Origin of the sequence: Bacteroides sp. D1, assembly GCF_000157095.2 — a bacterium.
In the GTDB taxonomy this organism is placed as follows: domain Bacteria; phylum Bacteroidota; class Bacteroidia; order Bacteroidales; family Bacteroidaceae; genus Bacteroides; species Bacteroides xylanisolvens.
Map to the genome: position 1 here is coordinate 531,460 of NZ_JH114339.1, position 18,241 is coordinate 549,700.

At 40.0% G+C, this 18,241-nt stretch carries 15 protein-coding genes; 11 read left to right on the plus strand and 4 right to left on the minus strand.

The features are described 5' to 3' along the window. The first annotated feature begins 1 nt into the window (after position 1). From menB to BSAG_RS12215, 3 genes are all read left to right on the plus strand, one after another. Positions 2-826, plus strand: a complete 825-nt coding sequence (menB, locus tag BSAG_RS12225) for a 1,4-dihydroxy-2-naphthoyl-CoA synthase (protein ID WP_004310001.1) — start codon at positions 2-4, stop codon at positions 824-826. A 172-nt stretch (positions 827-998) separates the two neighbouring features. Continuing rightward, a complete protein-coding gene (locus BSAG_RS12220) occupies positions 999-2,024 on the plus strand; it encodes an o-succinylbenzoate synthase (RefSeq protein ID WP_008770858.1) in 1,026 nt (341 codons plus the stop codon). A gap of 31 nt (positions 2,025-2,055) precedes the next feature. Next, positions 2,056-3,195: an AMP-binding protein gene (locus BSAG_RS12215; protein WP_008019070.1), complete on the plus strand. Its 1,140-nt coding sequence runs from the start codon at positions 2,056-2,058 to the stop codon at positions 3,193-3,195. 567 nt (positions 3,196-3,762) lie between these two features. On the opposite strand, the gene BSAG_RS12210 is transcribed toward BSAG_RS12215, so the two are convergent. Further along, on the minus strand, positions 3,763-4,326 hold the full coding sequence (locus BSAG_RS12210; RefSeq protein WP_004315177.1) for an RNA polymerase sigma-70 factor: 564 nt from the start codon (positions 4,324-4,326) through the stop codon (positions 3,763-3,765). Between the two features lie 377 nt (positions 4,327-4,703). Here BSAG_RS12210 and BSAG_RS12205 point away from each other — a divergent pair, with 377 nt between their 5' ends. From BSAG_RS12205 to BSAG_RS12180, 6 genes are all read left to right on the plus strand, one after another. After that, a complete protein-coding gene (locus BSAG_RS12205; protein WP_008019074.1) occupies positions 4,704-5,999 on the plus strand; it encodes an InlB B-repeat-containing protein in 1,296 nt (431 codons plus the stop codon). A gap of 173 nt (positions 6,000-6,172) precedes the next feature. Then, positions 6,173-7,093 carry a FecR family protein gene (locus tag BSAG_RS12200; RefSeq protein WP_004314747.1) on the plus strand — a complete coding sequence of 307 codons (921 nt, stop codon included), beginning with the start codon at positions 6,173-6,175 and terminating at the stop codon, positions 7,091-7,093. A 253-nt stretch (positions 7,094-7,346) separates the two neighbouring features. After that, positions 7,347-10,667 carry a SusC/RagA family TonB-linked outer membrane protein gene (locus tag BSAG_RS12195; RefSeq protein WP_008770860.1) on the plus strand — a complete coding sequence of 1,107 codons (3,321 nt, stop codon included), beginning with the start codon at positions 7,347-7,349 and terminating at the stop codon, positions 10,665-10,667. Positions 10,668-10,689: 22 nt separating this feature from the next. Next, entirely contained in the window at positions 10,690-12,330 is a 1,641-nt protein-coding gene (locus BSAG_RS12190) for a SusD/RagB family nutrient-binding outer membrane lipoprotein (RefSeq protein WP_004314745.1), read from the plus strand. A 30-nt stretch (positions 12,331-12,360) separates the two neighbouring features. After that, on the plus strand, positions 12,361-13,431 hold the full coding sequence (locus tag BSAG_RS12185) for a glycoside hydrolase family 18 (protein ID WP_004314744.1): 1,071 nt from the start codon (positions 12,361-12,363) through the stop codon (positions 13,429-13,431). Between the two features lie 21 nt (positions 13,432-13,452). Then, positions 13,453-14,652 (plus strand): DUF1735 and LamG domain-containing protein, encoded by a 1,200-nt coding sequence (locus BSAG_RS12180; RefSeq protein WP_008018988.1) that lies wholly within the window; start codon positions 13,453-13,455, stop codon positions 14,650-14,652. A 95-nt stretch (positions 14,653-14,747) separates the two neighbouring features. Here the strand turns inward: BSAG_RS12180 and BSAG_RS12175 are convergent, their stop codons facing one another. Then, positions 14,748-15,224 carry a Dps family protein gene (locus BSAG_RS12175; RefSeq protein WP_004314742.1) on the minus strand — a complete coding sequence of 159 codons (477 nt, stop codon included), beginning with the start codon at positions 15,222-15,224 and terminating at the stop codon, positions 14,748-14,750. Between the two features lie 137 nt (positions 15,225-15,361). Between BSAG_RS12175 and BSAG_RS12170 the strand changes: the two genes are divergently transcribed. Next, positions 15,362-16,288, plus strand: a complete 927-nt coding sequence (locus tag BSAG_RS12170; protein WP_004314741.1) for a hydrogen peroxide-inducible genes activator — start codon at positions 15,362-15,364, stop codon at positions 16,286-16,288. A 24-nt stretch (positions 16,289-16,312) separates the two neighbouring features. On the opposite strand, the gene BSAG_RS25265 is transcribed toward BSAG_RS12170, so the two are convergent. Beyond that, positions 16,313-16,483, minus strand: a complete 171-nt coding sequence (locus BSAG_RS25265; protein WP_008770862.1) for a hypothetical protein — start codon at positions 16,481-16,483, stop codon at positions 16,313-16,315. A gap of 117 nt (positions 16,484-16,600) precedes the next feature. On the opposite strand from BSAG_RS25265, the gene BSAG_RS12165 reads away from it, so the two are divergent. Beyond that, on the plus strand, positions 16,601-17,290 hold the full coding sequence (locus BSAG_RS12165) for an MIP family channel protein (RefSeq protein ID WP_004314740.1): 690 nt from the start codon (positions 16,601-16,603) through the stop codon (positions 17,288-17,290). A gap of 138 nt (positions 17,291-17,428) precedes the next feature. Here BSAG_RS12165 and BSAG_RS12160 read toward each other — a convergent pair whose 3' ends face one another. Continuing rightward, complete coding sequence (locus BSAG_RS12160; RefSeq protein ID WP_004314739.1) at positions 17,429-18,151, minus strand: NigD-like protein; 723 nt, start codon at positions 18,149-18,151, stop codon at positions 17,429-17,431. Positions 18,152-18,241 lie beyond the last annotated feature (90 nt).

An 18,241-nucleotide genomic window follows, 5' to 3' on the forward strand; every position in this document is an offset into this window, starting at 1 on the left:
TATGTCAACACAAAGAGAGTGGACAACCATTAGAGAATACGACGATATTCTTTTTGATTATTATAATGGAATTGCCCGTATCACGATCAACCGTGAGCGCTATCGGAATGCGTTTACTCCGACAACTACTGCTGAAATGAGTGACGCATTGCGCATCTGCCGTGAAGAAGCGGATATTGATGTGATTGTGATTACCGGAGCCGGTGATAAGGCGTTTTGTTCGGGTGGCGACCAGAATGTGAAAGGACGTGGCGGATATATCGGAAAAGACGGTGTGCCTCGTCTAAGCGTATTGGATGTGCAAAAGCAGATTCGCAGCATCCCGAAACCGGTGATTGCTGCCGTGAACGGTTTTGCTATTGGTGGCGGACATGTGCTTCATGTGGTATGTGATTTGTCCATTGCGTCGGAAAATGCTATTTTCGGTCAGACGGGTCCTCGTGTAGGTAGCTTTGATGCCGGATTCGGTGCGTCATATCTGGCACGTGTAGTGGGGCAGAAGAAAGCGCGCGAAATCTGGTTCCTCTGCCGGAAGTATAATGCACAGGAAGCATTGGACATGGGATTAGTGAATAAAGTAGTTCCTTTGGAGCAGTTGGAGGACGAATATGTACAGTGGGCGGAAGAAATGATGTTGCTTAGTCCGTTGGCTTTGCGCATGATTAAAGCAGGATTGAATGCCGAACTGGATGGTCAGGCAGGTATTCAGGAATTGGCAGGTGACGCAACGTTGCTCTATTACCTGACTGATGAAGCACAGGAAGGCAAGAATGCGTTTCTGGAGAAACGTAAACCGAACTTCAAACAATATCCGAAATTCCCTTAAAATCGGCTTTGCCACAGAGTACCACAGAGTTTGCTTTTCCTGCGTTTAAGCCCGATTTTCTGCAAAGCAAGACTGTGGATGAGAGAATGGTAGGAGAACTGCAAGAGATATAACTTGTTAAAACTTCGTGAGGCTCTGTGTTATTCTGTGGTGAATTGAAAAATTATTCACGATGAATTGTAAAATAGAAATTATTCCCCGATTGCTCCATTTCAAGCAACCTGCCGGGACTTCCAGAGGAACATATACTACGCGTAAAGTTTGGTATCTTCATTTTACCTCTCCTGACTTCCCTGGCAGAGTGGGAATAGGGGAGTGTGCACCTTTGCCCGCTTTAAGTTGTGACGATCTTCCTGATTACGAAGATATATTAAAAAGATTTTGTCGGCAAGTAGAGAAAGAACAAGGAATGTGGGATAAGGATGTTTTATGCCAGTATCCTTCCATCTTATTTGGCTTGGAAACGGCTATCTGGCATTTCTTTGCAGGGAGTTGGGCTTTGTCCGATACGGCTTTTTCTCGTGGAGAGGTAGGGATTCAAATTAATGGTTTGATTTGGATGGGAGATTTTGATCACATGTTATCCCAAATCGAGAAAAAGATGGAAGCCGGATTCCGTTGTGTCAAACTAAAGATTGGTGCTATCGATTTTGAAAAAGAATTGGCGTTGTTACGCCATATTCGTACCCATTTCTCTTCTAAAGAAATAGAGTTGCGTGTAGATGCAAACGGTGCTTTCTCTCCGGGTGATGCAATGGAAAAACTGAAACGTCTGTCGGAATTTGATTTACATTCTATCGAACAGCCGATCCGTGCCGGACAATGGGAGGAAATGGCCCGGCTCACTTCTGAATCTCCGTTGCCGATAGCATTGGATGAAGAGCTGATAGGATGCAACACGCTGGATGAAAAAAAGAAACTGCTGGCAACCATCCGTCCGCAATATATCATCATTAAACCATCTCTCCACGGAGGAATATGCGGAGGAGATGAATGGATTATGGAAGCGGAAAAGCAACATATCGGCTGGTGGATCACTTCCGCTTTAGAGTCCAACATTGGTTTGAACGCTATCGCCCATTGGTGTGCAACATTCAATAATCCGTTGCCACAAGGATTGGGAACGGGTATGCTCTTTACTGACAATATAGAAGTGCCTCTTGAAATCAGAAAAGATTGCCTGTGGTTTTGTAAATGATGGTATTTAGTGGTATTTAAAGGATATTCTGATGATATTTGATCGACAACAACAGCGCTTGCTACTGGAAGGAAAAGAATACACTTTTGAAGATATAAGCCAACTGATAGCAGGAGGAGCAGAAGCTCATTCTTCTGCTTATTGGAATTTATATCTTTTCCTGAACGAATGGTTTAATGATTCTCCTGTTATTACAGTTCATACATCGGGCTCCACGGGTATACCTAAAGAACTGATGGTACGCAAGGATCAAATGATGCAAAGTGCGCGTCTGACTTGTGAATTTCTGAATTTGAAGAAAGGTGAGTCGGCATTATTATGCATGAATCTTCGTTATATCGGTGCAATGATGGTGGTCGTACGTTCATTGGTTGTAGGTTTGAATTTGATTGTACGTCCTGCTTCCGGTCATCCTTTAGCGGATATAAAAGAGCCTTTGAGATTTGTGGCAATGGTTCCCCTGCAAGTTTATAATACGTTGCAAGTTCCCGAAGAGAAAGAACGATTAAAGCAAACGGATATTCTGATTATAGGAGGCGGAGCCGTTGATGAGGCTCTGGAAACGGAGATAAAATATCTTCCGACTGCCGTTTATTCCACTTATGGCATGACTGAAACCTTGTCGCATATTGCCCTTCGTCGTCTGAATGGAGCATCGGCTTCAGAACATTATTATCCATTTCCTTCAGTAAAACTGTCTTTATCCGTAGAGAACACATTGGTGATTGATGCCCCCCTTGTCTGTGATGAGATTTTGCAAACCAATGACATTGCACGTATCTATCCCGATGGAAGTTTTATGATTCTAGGCCGGAAAGATAATGTGATTAACAGTGGAGGAATTAAGATTCAAGCAGAAGAGATGGAGAAGTTACTTCGCCCGTTTATTCCTGCGTCCTTTGTCATTACTTCAGTTCCGGATCAGCGCTTAGGGCAGGCTGTCACTTTATTGATAGTGGGACAATTGGATACGAGAGAGCTAGAAAATAAGTTGCAGACAACATTGGAACCATACTATCGTCCCAAACATATTTTTATTACAGAATCTATTCCACAGACGGAAAACGGCAAAATAGACCGGGTCGGCTGCCGCACTTTGGCAGCATCATACCTTTCCCATTCGCAGCAGTTCCCATCCATAGAACTACATGATGATGCAAAATGTAGTTGAGGTTCCCGGTAAAACTAGTGAACTTGTAAATTGAGGAACTTAGGGAGCCTCCCCCCCCCAGAGTGATTTGGCAATTCTATTTCTCATATTCTCATGAATATAAGTCAACCTGTTGAAACATAATGTAATAGAATATGAGAAATACTTTTAAAAGTTGGCATTTCTCATATTTTTCCTGTGCTCTGTCCCTAAAAACAGGCATTTCTCATACTCATTCTTGTTATTTCTCATAGCAGTTGTATAACAATCTACTGCTATTTTACGCTTGAATCATTAATAGTAAAGTTATGCTTCATTATAGGTAAACTTGTTTTGGGTTAATAGTAAACTTGTGTTTCGCCTATTATAAACTATAATTGTAAGCTTTGATTATATAATTGCAAGTTTTATTTTTATAAATGCAACCTTTGATTATAAAAACGAAGCTTGCATTTATAGTTTATGATTAGTCAAAAGTAACTTTATATATAAAGGATTGGAAGTTTGCTATTAGTCAAAAGCAACTTTACTATTAATATTTTTCAGACGGAAAAGTAATAGTTTGTATGTGATGATAAGGAGAGACTGTTATGTGCGATAGAATAACAAAAGTAACAATGGCAGATAGTCTTTCAGTTCATTGCGCAAAAGTTCCATTGTCTTTTGCTTGTAACGGTTGATGGATTTCACACTGAGATTCATCTCTTCTGCAATTTCTACATGCGTTTTGCCTTCAAAGAAACTTTTCATAAATACTGTACGATAGTTCTCCGGAAGTTTGTCTAATGTTTCATACAACATTTTATACAGTTCGTCAAGAGTATATACACTATCCGGTTCCGTTTCATAAACTGGAGCTTTCTTCTTAATATTTTCCGCATAGCTCCATTCATATTCCTGATGTTTCAAGAAATTCAGGCAGTTATTTTTCACACACATTTTAATGTAAGCTAATGCAGTGTTCGATTGAAGATCAAAAGAGTCAGTATCCAGTTTATCCCATAATGAAGTGAATACATCCGAAACGATGTCCTCACGTGTTTCTTTATCGTCAACAAACCTTTTGGCATACAAACAAAATGGGGCATAATATTCCTCATAAAGTTGCTTGAAAGCCCGTTCTTTAGTCTGTTTGGAAAAAGAAATTTTCATTATTTAGGGATTCTGTGTTTTTTCATTTTGCTACAAATATATAATACAATAATTGATTAACCCTAATTTCCCATTCTTTTTTTGTGTTTCAGTTGGTATTATCGTTTCATTTTAACTGAATTCGGAAAAAAATAAAAAAAAGTTTGATTTCTCTGTCCTTTTTAGGCATCCTATTTGTATTATTAATGTTGTTGAACTTAAAATAATAGCCTATGGAATATATATATTTCAATTGAATAACACTACGAACCTTGATTAACAATCTTCTTCTTTTGTTTTTAGATTCATAGTCCGGGGTCTCGCAAACGCTGCCGGGAATCGAAAGTGAGTTTATCATCAGTATGAATGTGGATAAGTGAGGATAATTCACCGCCTTAGTGAAACAAGATGAGTTTGTTGGTAACATTGAATCATTTAGTAATAAATTTATTAATCAACAAAAATTGAAAAACATGAAACGATTGAGTTTTTTATTGATGGCTGTAGTTTGTGTTATATTCTTTTCGTGTGGAGAAGATGAAGACAAGCAGGGTCATTCAATTACTGCATTTGCCGGTTATGGTGGCGCCATTGCAACAGCTGATAAGGAAATAGCCGTAGCGGGAGAAGCTGTGACTGTTACGGCTACTCCTGCTGATGGATTTTTATTTAAAGAATGGAAAGTGAGAGTCGGTAATACTATAGTTGAGAATGTGCAGGCAAATCCTTCCACATTTACTATGCCTATGGAGGATGTAGTAATTGTAGCTACATTTATGATAAGAAATGATGTGCTTGAAAGAATAACCGACCCTGCATTGAAAGCTTATTGTCAATCCAGAATGGATACAGAGCAGGAAATAGACGGAGTTACTTACCCGAAGTGGGACACGAATGGTAACGGTGTACTTTCCCCTGATGAAGCGTCAGCAGTAAAAGCTATTGATATTACCGGTGGGGTGAATGGAGTCAAAATAAAAAGTGTGGATGAATTGGTTGAATTTGCAGGACTGGAAGTGTTGAAAGTTAGTGGAAATGAATTGACTACATTAAATGTAGCATGGCCTAAACTTGCACAACTTGATTGTAGCCATAATAAATTGAGCAATTTGTCCGTAGGAAAAAGTGAAAATCTTAAAGAGTTATATTGTAACAATAATCATTTGTCCTCATTGAAGTTGAAGGCTATGCTATATGAAGATGGTTTTATGCTTCATTGTGGTAACCAAACAACAATAGATGGAGAAGCCCGGACAGTTGAAGTGTTATTGTCTGAGGAACAAATAGCTTTTTGGGAAAGTAATCTGAAAAAACTGAATGAAAATGTAAATGTAGAAGTTCAAACTATGCCTAATACTGATGTCTATTTAACAATGACTGATGCATATAAATATTCGTATGGCAGTTTGACGCTAATACTTTCGGATGATGATAGTAATCGTATACAATTAAGTTTGAAATTATCCGAATTACAACCGGGAGAATATTCTAAAGCCCAAATAAATAGTGCATATGTGACAGTAACAGGCGGTGGCAGCTATAGAAGCTTAGACTCTGACGATCCCGGTTCGTTTATTGTAAAATATGATGCGGTTAGTGATATTTATACTATAGAGGGGGTATTAAATTTGCGGGCAGATGCGTCGTATCCTTCTGTTAATATTGTGGGATTTGAATATACAGGACCGTTGTAGTCTATATCAATAGAGAAGAGAATGGAAAAACATCCGTAGATTTTTCTTATATGTAGATTAAAGAGTCTACGGATGTTTTTTTCAGATTATTGAAAAAATGATTGGCTTTTGATGTCCCTTTTCAATGAGTCGATTGTACTATTAATATAGTTGCAATTATAAAAAAAGGAAGTATGAATAATAAAGAACTGGAGGCATCATTCCGCAAGGCGAAAGCTTTGGGTGATGATATTAGAGAAATGGAGTCGATTGATGCATTAGCTGCTTATCGACAGTCTCAAATGAAGATTAGAGGGCTGAAAAGAATGAGACTGCACAATCAACTGATACGTTGTGCTGCATTTCTGGCCATACCGTTGCTATTGGCTTCATTGATTTTGGGATATTTATATTTTGCAGAGTCGGAAGAAGAAATAAGATACGCAGAAGTTATTTCTACCATGGGAACGGTGGTGCGTTATGAACTTCCGGACCATTCTGTTGTCTGGCTCAATTCAGGTAGTAAGTTGCGTTATCCTACTGTTTTCAAAAAAGACAACCGCAATGTGGAACTGACTGGTGAGGCTTATTTTCGAGTGGAGGCAGAACCGGAGCGTCCGTTTTATGTGAATACGCCAAATGGGTTGAGCGTATATGTGTATGGTACGCAATTTAACGTGACAGCTTACGAGGACGATAACTACATAGAAACTGTATTGGAGAAAGGAAAAGTCAATGTAGTGACTCCCGGGCAGGAGACGATTACATTGATTCCCGGCGAACAATTGGTTTATGACAAACAAACCCGCCAGGTGCAGAAAAATAAAGTGGATGTTTATGGGAAGGTGGCTTGGAAGGATGGAAAATTGATATTCCGGAATGCTTCGTTGGAAGAAATAATCAAGCGTCTGGAACGTCATTTCAACGTAGATATTGAATTCAATAATCATTTGGGAAAGGAGTATAGCTATCGGGCCACTTTCAGAACGGAAACATTGACGCAGATATTAGATTATTTAGCTAAGTCGGCAAACCTGAAATGGAAGATTTTGACTCCCGAACAACGGGAAGATGATACATTTACAAAGACGAAAATAATAGTAGATTTATATTAGTAATCATCTGAAAAAACAAATAGCCTATGATATAACACATATTGATAATCAAAAAAGGGAGGAGGGCCGCTACCAACGGCTGTCTTCTCCCAAATCTAAGATTCACGGTACAGGGTCTCGCAAACGCTAACCGGAATCAACACCTTAGTTCATTTAGTAATAAACTTTAGTCAGCTACAAATGTATGAAAAAAAATCATTCATTTATTGCATTATGCTTTAAATATGCTTTAAATCTAAAACTTCCTTTAGTTATGAGGATTAGTCTAACATTACTTTTTGCAGTCGTATTGCAACTTTCTGCAGCAAATGGCTATGCCCAACGTATACGGGGAGTCATTTCGATGAATAATGTATCTATTGAACAGGTACTGAATAAGATAGAGGAAAGTTCGGATTATGTGTTCCTTTATAATGATAAGGCGATTCAGAAGAACCGCATTGTTTCAGTGAATAATAATTCCGGCAAGATACAGGACATTCTGGATGAAATATTCCGGGGTACTTCTATATCTTATACGGTGGTGGATAAACAGATTATTCTTTCCGCAAAACCTTTCGTACAAAAAACAATGGAAGATGCGACTATTCCCGTAAAAGGTATAGTAAAGGATGTGAATGGCGAACCTCTTATTGGAGTAAATGTAAAAGTAAAAGGTTCAAATATCGGTACAATTACAGATATGGACGGTAATTTTACGATTAGGACGAAGAAAGGGGATGTCCTTGAATTTTCTTATGTAGGATACACGGTTCAAAATGTAACAATTACGGGAAATGCGACTTTGAATATTGTACTTCAAGAAGACAATGCAGTGCTGGACGAAGTCGTTGTCACTGCATTGGGGATCAAGCGTTCGGACAAGGCATTGAGTTATAATGTACAGAAATTGGGAGATGCACAGTTTATGTCTGTCAAAGAAGCTAGTGTTCCGAATGCGTTGAACGGTAAGGTGGCAGGTGTCACAATTAGCCAGGGAGCTTCCGGTATCGGTGGTTCCACAAAGGTAGTGATGCGTGGTAGCAAGTCTGTAAATGCAGAAGGAAACAATAATGCATTGTATGTGTTGGACGGTATACCGCTTCCCGACCTTTTCCCGCGGAGAGGGGCTACCTCTAATGCGCAGTATGGCGGAGTGGACGAAGGTGACGGTATCTCCAATATCAATATGGAGGATATTGCGGAAGTGACTGTGTTGACAGGACCCTCGGCAGCTGCTCTCTATGGTGGTCAGGCTGCGAATGGAGTAATCATGTTGACTTCTAAGCAAGGAGGACTGAAAGACGGAAAGCCTCGTATTTCATTCTCCCATTATTCCGATTTCTACCAACCACTTCTCTTGCCGAAGTTACAAAATACGTACGGAAGCCGGACGGATGAATTTTCCAGTTGGGGACCGAAGCTGGAGACTCCTGCGAATTATGATCCGGCAGATTTCTTTGACACAGGCATGAGTTTCTCCAACAGCATCGGGGCACAGTTGGGAACGGAGAATCATAAATCCTATATTTCTCTTTCTTCTTATAATGCCCGTGGGGTAGTCCATAACAACAATCTCGACCGCTACAACGTTTCCTATAATGGTACATATACCATTACGGACAAACTTTCTTTGGGAGCTACTTTTATGTATACGAACAAGAAAGCACAGAATATGCTTTCGCAGGGTGACTATTATAATCCGATTGTACCGATCTATCTGTTTCCTCGTGGTGATAATATAGATAAGTATAAATCTTACGAGCGTTACAGTGCGGACAGAGGATTCCCGGTTCAGTTTTGGCCTTATGGCGACCAAAAGAGAAGTATCCAGAATCCGTATTGGATTACGCACCGTAATTTCAACATTAACCATAACGAGCGTTTCATTATTGGAGGAAGCTTGAAATATACGTTCAATGAATGGTTTAACATCAGTGCTCGTTTCCGTACGGACCGCGATAACAAGAAGAATGAAATCAAGAATTATGCTTCTACATTGTTGTTGCTGGCTTCCAGTTCGGATAAAGGTTCATACTTGTTGGCAACGGAAAAGAATATCCAGGATTATGGGGATGTGATTGCCAATTTCCAGAAAACGATATCAGACTGGGGATTTGTAGTCAATGCGGGTGCCAGCTTTAAGAATGCGTCATTCGATTATACGGCCAATTCTAACAAACTGGAATTCGGAGCACCTCTTGCCAGTGTAGCCAATAAGTTTACATTGAACAACCTGACTCCGGAACCCCAATATCAGGAAGGTAAAACGATGAAGTCGCAAGCTGTGTTCTTCAGTGCTTCTGTGGATTGGAAAAGAAAAATATTCCTTGATGTAACCGGACGTAACGAATGGACTTCATTGTTAGCCAATACCAAGAACAAGAGTTTCTTCTACCCGTCGGTAGGTATGTCTTTTGTATTGACAGAGTTCTTCAAAGTTCCGGAGAAAATATTGACGTTCTCCAAGCTTCGCCTGTCGTATGCCAAGGTCGGAAATGTACCGATGTCACTTGCAGGAATCACGATTCCGTCTTATCCGATTAGTCCGGGTGGTGGTGTAAGCATCAATCCTGACCTACCTATCGATAACTTGAAATTTGAAAAGACACAATCGTTTGAAATTGGTCTGAATGCTCGCTTCTTGAATAACAAGTTGGGATTAGACATAACGTATTATAATGCTAACACTTACGACCAGTTGTTCAAATTCAGAGCACCAGAAAGTAGCGGTTATGCCAACTTCTATGTGAATGCCGGCAAAGTAAACAATAAAGGTCTTGAGGCTTCCATTGATGCCGACCTGACGTTTGGAGAGTTTAATTATTCGCCTAAACTGACCGTTACATACAATAAAAATAAGATTGTGGAATTGGTAAGAAATGTTCCTAATCCGTTCACTGGAGCCAATATGGATGTTTCGCATTTTGACATGGGTGGCCTTTCATATTCATTCCGGAACTATATCGATGAAGGTGGTTCTATCGGTGATATATATGTCAATTCGGTGAAGAAAGACGGAAATGGATATGTATATGTGAATCCAAATACTTTGAGTATGATGGTGGACAATGAAAACCTGATTTATGCGGGAAATACCAATCCGGATTGCTCTTTGGGATTTAACAATACGTTCAGTTATAAAGGGTTTACTCTTTCTTTCTTGATTGACGCCCGGATTGGCGGAAAAGTGGTTTCTGCCACACAAGCTGTTCTGGATTCTTTCGGTGTATCCGAACAGAGTGCAAAGGCACGTGACAATGGTGGTGTGCTTGTAAACGGAGTGCTGATGGATGCGGAAACTTACTATACTCAAATGGGAGCAGGTACAGGCGTATTGTCCAATTATGTATATGATGCTACCAATATACGCTTGAGAGAAGCTTCACTTTCTTATCGTTTCAAACCATTGTTCAAGAACTTTGTGAAGGATTTGACTCTGTCCGTGACTGGACGTAATTTGTTTATGATTTATAATAAGGCTCCTTTTGACCCGCAACTGACCTCTTCGGTGGGTACTTTCTATCAAGGTATCGATTACTTCCTGATGCCGAGCTTGAGAAGCTTCGGTGTGAGTCTTAAATTTACATTATAACTAAATTAACAAACAGATGAAAATGATACTAAATAATAGATATTTCGGCAAAAGTCTGCTTCTGGTTTCTGCTTGTTCTTTGTGGATGTTGGGAGCTTGTACGGGAGATTTCATGGAGACAAATACCGATCCCAATGCCGTAACGGAAGAAGAGTTAGGGTATGATAACCTGGGTACGGGATCAATGATAACGCAGATGCAGTATCAGATGTATCCATGTATTACAAAAGATCAGAATATAGATGTCAATAACTATCAGAAAATGTTCAGCCTTGCCGGAGATATCTTTTCCGGACATCAGGGAGCTTCCAACATGTTTGATAGTAACGGAAGGAATAATACGACGTATGACATGTATCCTGACTGGTGTGCGGCTGCTTATACTGTGGCTTATCAGAATTATATGACTCCTTGGTATACTCTTTACACCAAGAGGAATATCAATCCTTCCACATTTGCGGTGGGACAGATTCTGAAAGTATTCGGTATGCACCGTATCACGGATATGTATGGTCCGGTCCCTTATAAGGATTTCGCACCAGCTTCTAATGTTCCGTTCACTTCACAACAAGTCATTTATGAACAGTTCTTTAGTGAACTGGATGAAGCAATCGGGATATTGAAAGAATTTATCAAAGATAATCCCGGTGCCAAACCATTGGTGAGTTATGATAAGATTTATGGCGGTGATTTTGAAAAGTGGGTAAAGTTTGCCAATTCTTTAAAGTTGCGTCTGGCTCTTCGTATCGTTTATGTAAACGAAACGATGGCCCAGCAGAAAGCTGAAGAGGCAATAAGAGATGGTGTATTTATTGATAATGAGGATAATGCCATGTTAAAAGTGGATGGCTCTGCAACGGTCAATCCTTTGTATATGATTTGTTACACTTACAATGACAGTCGTTTGGGAGCAACCCTGGAGAGCTATTTGAAAGGGTATGAAGATCCTCGTCTGGATATTTGGTTTGCCAAATCGGAAGTTTCCGGATTTAAAGAATATAACGGAATCAGATGTGGTAGTATGTTCAATGGAAATGACTATAAGGTATTTTCTAATCTGAATGTCTCTTCAAGTACGCCTATCCAGTTTATGAATGCTGCGGAAGTCTATTTTCTGCGTGCGGAAGCTGCTTTGCGTAAATGGAATGCGGGGGGAGACGCAGAAACATTATATGAAAATGGGATTGCGACTGCTTTTTCTCAACCTCTGGGGGCTACCCAGGCAAAAGCGGGAGACGCCAGTGCATACATAAAACGGACTACTTTGCCGAAAGGTTATGTTGATCCGAAGAACTCCAGTTATAGTGACAGTAGTACGGGACAAGTGTCAGTGAATTGGGCGGATGCCACTGGCTTTGATGAAAAGTTGGAGAAAATCATTACTCAAAAGTGGATTGCTCTGTTCCCTGACGGACAAGAGGCATGGAGCGAATTCAGAAGAACGGGATGTCCGAGAGTGATTCGGGTAGCCAGAAATAATAGTGGCGGGCTTATCGATTCTAAGAAACAAGTGGCAAGATTGCCTTATCCTACCAACTTGTCGAAAGATTATCCCGATTTGTATCAGGAAGCCGTGAATAATTCTGAATTGCTTGGTGGTGCAGATAATGGTGGAACGAAACTTTGGTGGGATAAAAGAAATGATAAACCTTATCAGAATTAAAAATATAGTGTATAATCTTAATAGTTTTATATGGATATGAAAAACGATCGGATAATAAAATTTCTGTGTTGCCTGTTTATGGTGACCCAGATTATCGGATGTAGCGATTGGATAGAAGCTGAACCGACTATTTTGCCGGAAATGAAATATAAGGAATTGACGCCGGAAGAAGAGGCTGCGTTGATTGCCTACAAGAACTCGAAACATAAGATTTTCTTTGCATGGATGAACTATAGTCCTGCTACTTCTTCCATGCAGACCCGGTTAAGAGGTATCCCTGATAGCCTTGACATTGTCTCATTCTTTACCGGATATGTGAATAATAAACAGAATCGGGAGGATGTGAAATTCCTTCAAGAGCGCAGGGGTACCAAGGTATTATTGACAATGTGGCCGGATAAATATTTTGCTACGACTGGAGAAGGAAGAGAGGATTTAGATTCGATGATAGTATACGCTGAGAATCTGGTTGATTCTATTTATACATGGGGATTGGATGGATTTGATTTGGATTATGAACCAAGTTTCGGCGGAGATAGTTATACCACAGAGATGATGCGTACTTTTATTGATGTAATGAGCAAATATCTGGGTCCTAAGTGTGATGAGCAATATAAAGTGAATGGTAAACATAAGTTGTTGGTTGTTGACGGACAGTGGAATGACGCTGAATATGCAGATCGTTTTGATTATTTTATAGGTCAGGCATATAATGCTAGTTCCGAATCTTCATTGAATGGAAGATGTCAGAATGGATATCAAGACTATGGAAAGGGATTTCCAAATGAAAAGCGAATCTTTTGCGAATGGGTGAGCCAGGTTGGCAATGCGTTTGGACAAGGTGGAGTGAGATACCGGTATAATAATGAATACATCCCCAGTTTATGGGGAATGGCGCATTATGCTGCGGAAAGTCCGAAGAACGTGGCAGGTTGCGGTGCGTATGTGTTACAGTTCGGATATGCTGAAGGAAACCATCTGAATTTGCCTGTACCACCTAATAATTACTATTATGCACGCCAAGCGATTCAGATTATGAATCCTGCTGGTAAAACAGTGGAAGATGAAACAGACGGAGAAGAGGTTGAAGTCGAAGAATAACAATTATAAAGTTGTAAAGAAATGAAGAATTTATTCACAAAAAATAGATTGGCTGTTGCGTGCCTTTCATGCCTTACCTTTATAGGAATGGCCTGCAATGAAAGCATAGATGTGGAAGCTGTGTATATCACCGCTGCTGAAAAAACTCCTATAACGACTTTTTCTGCAACGAACAATAACGATGAACTAGGAATAACAATTTCTAGTTCGTTGATTGCAAATTCAAATATAGAAGGTGAATTGATGATTGACAATTCGTTGGTGGAACGCTATAATAGTGATCATGGAGAGTCTTACAAGACTCTGCCGGAAGGTGCTTGTGTGTTGTCAAGCAATTCTGTGTTGGTAGAAAGCGGCAAATATCGTTCCGAAGCGGTGAAACTGGTGGTAAAGGACATAGATGCCATACAGAAAGGCGTTAATTTCTTGTTACCTGTAAAATTGGTTAGCAAAAATAAGGATTATCCTAGTTTGCCGGGAAGTGATGTTTTATATGTCATAGTCAACAGGAAGTTGCTGGTTAATGTTCCTAAACTGAACGGGCAGAATTATTTTAAGATAAACTTTAAGGATAATGATGTCAGCAGATTCCAGAATATGAGTTCATTTACTATCGAGACAAGAGTTAGTTTATGGGAATTCCCTAAATATTATGGTGGCAATCTAATGGGTATTATAGGTTTCCCTGGGGGAGAAAATAATGCAAAAGGTGCTTGGCTATTTGTAGACGGAACTCCTGACCGCGTAGGAGGTGAAGGGGATGTGCCTGTCTTTATGTTCTCAACGAAAGGATGGTCTGTTTATGCCGGAAAATTAGGATATACACTTGAAAAGAATGCTTGGTATCACGTGGCTGGAGTATTTGAAAACAATACACTTTCTCTGTATATTGATGGAATATTGTTCGTGCAGGCGGAATATGCGAATCCTATTTCATTCTCAGAACAGTTCTACATCGGAGCTGCACCGGGAGTACAAAACGGTTTCTATTTGAAAGGTTCTGTGAGCGAAGCACGTTTCTGGACAAGAGCATTGACAGCTTCCGAATTGAAGAATCCGCTTCATCGTTGTTTTGTAGAAGTTGACAGTGAAGGGTTGGAAGGCTACTGGAAGCTGGATGATATGAGTGATGAGTGTAAGGATTATACCGGACATGGTCATACTGCTGTGAAGGAAGGAAGTGGTGCTATAGAATGGATGACTGAAGTACCTTGTCCTTAATTCTTCTAGTTTATTCGTAAGTTTGAATAGAAATAAGAAGGAGATGTGATTATTTTGACACATCTCCTTTTTTAAACCTAAACCTTTTATCTTAATTATTTGCTATTATAAGCCGTCAACATCCAAACCAATTTTTCCTGTTCTTTCAGATAATCGCTCATCATCGAAACGGTTACTTCATCTCCGGCTTGGGAAGCGATGGACAGAATTTTACGTTCTTCACCAATCAGATAACTGATACTCTGAAGGATATTGTTCAGTGCCTGTTCGCCGTTGCTCACCTTATCTACTTCACTGATATTTGCTACTTTCAAATAATCGCTGAATTTATTGGCTGGAGTACCGCCCAACATCAAGATACGTTCTGCAATTTCGTCTACCTTTTCGGCTGTGTCATCATACATTTTTTCGAATTGGCTGTGGAGAACAAAGAAATCATGTCCTTTGATATTCCAGTGAAAACCGCGGAGATTGGTGTAATACACTTGGAAGTCTGCTAATAGTTGTTGCAAAGATGCTACTACGTTGTTTGCTCCCGATTCATTCAATTTGATAAATTCTAAAGTTTTCATATTCTTTTTATTTTTAATGATTTATACTTGTTTTCTTTTTTTCTGTACTGCAAAGATAAGGCGGAAAATGCTTGTTGTCAAACTGAAAATTTCTATCTTTGCATAGATGAAATCTATAACTTAATATGATTTGATAGATGACGATACAACAATTAGAATATATACTAGCCGTAGACCAGTTCAGGCATTTCGCACGGGCAGCCGAATATTGCCGTGTGACGCAACCCACTTTGAGTGCCATGATTCAGAAGCTGGAAGATGAATTGGGAGTAAAGTTATTCGATAGGACAGTGCAACCCGTTTGTCCGACACCCATCGGGCAGAAAGTGATAGACCAGGCTCGTGTGATTCTGGCGCAGGCAGCTCAAGTAAAAGAAATCATCAGTGAAGATAAGCAGTCATTATCAGGCGTGTTCCGTTTGGGAGTATTACCAACTATCGCTCCTTATTTGCTACCACGCTTTTTCCCTCAACTGATGGAGAAATATCCCGAACTGGATATTCGTGTCACGGAAATGAAAACCCAGGATATTCAGCAAGCTTTGCATGCCGGCGATTTGGATGCAGGGATTATTGCCAGTAAATTAGAAGACACATTCTTGACGGAAGAAACTCTCTTCTATGAGCAATTCTATGCTTATGTATCACGGAAAGAACCTTCGTTCAAACATGACGTAATTCGCACTTCCGATATAACCGGTGAACATCTTTGGCTTTTGGACGAAGGACATTGCTTTCGTGACCAACTCGTCCGTTTCTGTCAGATGGAGGCGGTGAAGGTTAGTCAGATGGCTTATCGTTTGGGAAGCATGGAAACCTTTATGAGAATGGTAGAAAGCGGAAAAGGAATCACTTTTATTCCCGAACTGGCAGTGGCTCAATTGACGGAAGAACAGCGACAATTAGTACGTCCGTTTGCTATCCCCCGACCGACGCGGCAAGTGGTGCTGGCGACAAATAGAGATTTTATTCGTCACAGCCTGCTATGTGTTCTGAAAGAGGAAATAAAAGCTGCAGTCCCAAAAGAAATGCTTACTTTGCAGCCTATACAGTGTTTGCTATAATAATAGAGATTGAGATGATTCCTGTCATATACCCTTGTATCGGGTATAAGCGAAAAGAATAATTCCAACAGTGGCAAAGCGGGTTTCGGAGAAATTTATCGGAGTGAAGTCATTGCTCAATCCTTGCTTGATAAAAGAGTTTACGGTGGCCCATAAGGTAGAGGCTAATATGGCGTAGAAAAGTCCTTTTTTCATTTTATTTGCTTGTCTTTTATTCAAAAATGTTGCGAAGGCAATAATAATTTAGGCACGTAGGTTTTGTTTTCTTGGGTTAATTCTCTATATTTGATGCATTAACCATTATTTATAGTTATGAAAAAGTACATTGCAGAAATGATTGGAACGATGGTGCTCGTTCTTATGGGATGCGGAAGTGCCGTTTTTGCCGGTAGTGTAACCGGTACGGTAGGTGCTGGCGTGGGAACAGTCGGCGTAGCTTTAGCATTTGGTCTTTCAGTAGTAGCGATGGCGTATGCTATCGGAGGTATTTCAGGATGTCACATTAATCCTGCTATTACATTAGGAGTGTTCTTAACTGGGCGTATGAATGGAAAAGATGCAGGTATGTATATGATTTTCCAGGTAATCGGAGCTATTATCGGCTCGGCTATTCTTTTTGCTTTAGTTTCCACCGGTGCTCATGACGGACCTACGGCTACAGGTTCCAATGGTTTTGGCGATGGAGAAATGTTGCAGGCATTCATTGCGGAAGCAGTATTTACTTTTATTTTTGTATTAGTGGTGCTCGGCTCTACCGACTCGAAGAAGGGAGCAGGCAATCTGGCAGGACTTGCCATCGGTTTGACTCTTGTATTGGTACATATTGTATGTATTCCTATCACAGGGACTTCTGTAAACCCGGCACGTAGTATTGCTCCGGCATTATTCCAGGGAGGAGAAGCATTGTCGCAGTTGTGGCTGTTCATCATTGCTCCATTTGTAGGAGCTGCGTTGAGTGCGGTAGTTTGGAATTATCTGGGAGATAAGGAAGAAAAGAAATAAATCTTTTATAAGAATAACTCCTTATATAAAGGAGAAGATAAAAGGGCGGCAGTTTCACAACTACCGCCCTCTTTTGCGTAATTAATATATTATATTAAAAAAGAGTGTGTTTTGCACGTTTACATTAGATTTATAATCTTAGGGAAACTTTACTTCATAAGTTTTCGGTCCGCCATATAAAGTGTTGACACGGATCCTTAATCCTTTTTTCCCTTCCATCCGGTTTTTAATCTTATCCAGTTTGAAAGATACATATCCTTCGCCCAGGCTTTGAGGATAATCACCTTCACTGTTATGACGGAATTCCAGATTGATATATTCGTCCTCCGCACTGTCTTCGTCAGCAGTGGGAGCAGACTCTTCTTTGTCGTTGATTACGAGATTCAGGAAATGTTTTTTATCTTCACTATGCGTTCCATAATATTGGAATTCAATCGTTAGATATTTATTATCCTTGTTGATCCACATATAAGTCGTGTTGATCTTGTCATCTCCGACTTTTTCTTCATCGTTGTCATCTTCACCCATCGTGATGATGTCTTTAGTTAAGATTGGATTGATACCTCTCACCTGAATATTAAGGTCGTATCCATTCACAGGTTCTTCCAGCTCGTTGAAGATCACAAAAGCTCGTTGTCCTTCCACCCAATCTTTATTACTCCATCCTTGCGCATTGCTGGGATACATCTTTTTCCCGTCATCCAAAGTGAAATAAAATTCCTTGCTATCCTGGCTAATCATATTGATGGTACTGACAACCAGAAGATCGGACGGGTTGTCATCGTCGTCCAAACATGACTGGAGAATCGGCATTGTAGTCATAATAGCAAAGATAAAGGCAATGAATTTAAATTTCTTCATATACTTATTTAAGTTTTAGATTATATAAAATGGTTCCTTTGTATTGTGAAAATGCAGTGGGATAGAAAATATTGCATTTGAATCTGTTAA

Bases quoted from the DNA above. Each gene is read 5' to 3' on its own strand.
- menB (WP_004310001.1), top strand. From the start codon at position 2: ATGTCAACACAAAGAGAGTGGACAACCATTAGAGAATACGACGATATT.
- BSAG_RS12220 (WP_008770858.1), top strand. From the start codon at position 999: ATGAATTGTAAAATAGAAATTATTCCCCGATTGCTCCATTTCAAGCAA.
- BSAG_RS12215 (WP_008019070.1), top strand. From the start codon at position 2,056: ATGATATTTGATCGACAACAACAGCGCTTGCTACTGGAAGGAAAAGAA.
- BSAG_RS12210 (WP_004315177.1), bottom strand. From the start codon at position 4,326: ATGAAAATTTCTTTTTCCAAACAGACTAAAGAACGGGCTTTCAAGCAA.
- BSAG_RS12200 (WP_004314747.1), top strand. From the start codon at position 6,173: ATGAATAATAAAGAACTGGAGGCATCATTCCGCAAGGCGAAAGCTTTG.
- BSAG_RS12195 (WP_008770860.1), top strand. From the start codon at position 7,347: ATGAGGATTAGTCTAACATTACTTTTTGCAGTCGTATTGCAACTTTCT.
- BSAG_RS12190 (WP_004314745.1), top strand. From the start codon at position 10,690: ATGATACTAAATAATAGATATTTCGGCAAAAGTCTGCTTCTGGTTTCT.
- BSAG_RS12185 (WP_004314744.1), top strand. From the start codon at position 12,361: ATGGATATGAAAAACGATCGGATAATAAAATTTCTGTGTTGCCTGTTT.
- BSAG_RS12180 (WP_008018988.1), top strand. From the start codon at position 13,453: ATGAAGAATTTATTCACAAAAAATAGATTGGCTGTTGCGTGCCTTTCA.
- BSAG_RS12175 (WP_004314742.1), bottom strand. From the start codon at position 15,224: ATGAAAACTTTAGAATTTATCAAATTGAATGAATCGGGAGCAAACAAC.
- BSAG_RS12170 (WP_004314741.1), top strand. From the start codon at position 15,362: ATGACGATACAACAATTAGAATATATACTAGCCGTAGACCAGTTCAGG.
- BSAG_RS25265 (WP_008770862.1), bottom strand. From the start codon at position 16,483: ATGAAAAAAGGACTTTTCTACGCCATATTAGCCTCTACCTTATGGGCC.
- BSAG_RS12165 (WP_004314740.1), top strand. From the start codon at position 16,601: ATGAAAAAGTACATTGCAGAAATGATTGGAACGATGGTGCTCGTTCTT.
- BSAG_RS12160 (WP_004314739.1), bottom strand. From the start codon at position 18,151: ATGAAGAAATTTAAATTCATTGCCTTTATCTTTGCTATTATGACTACA.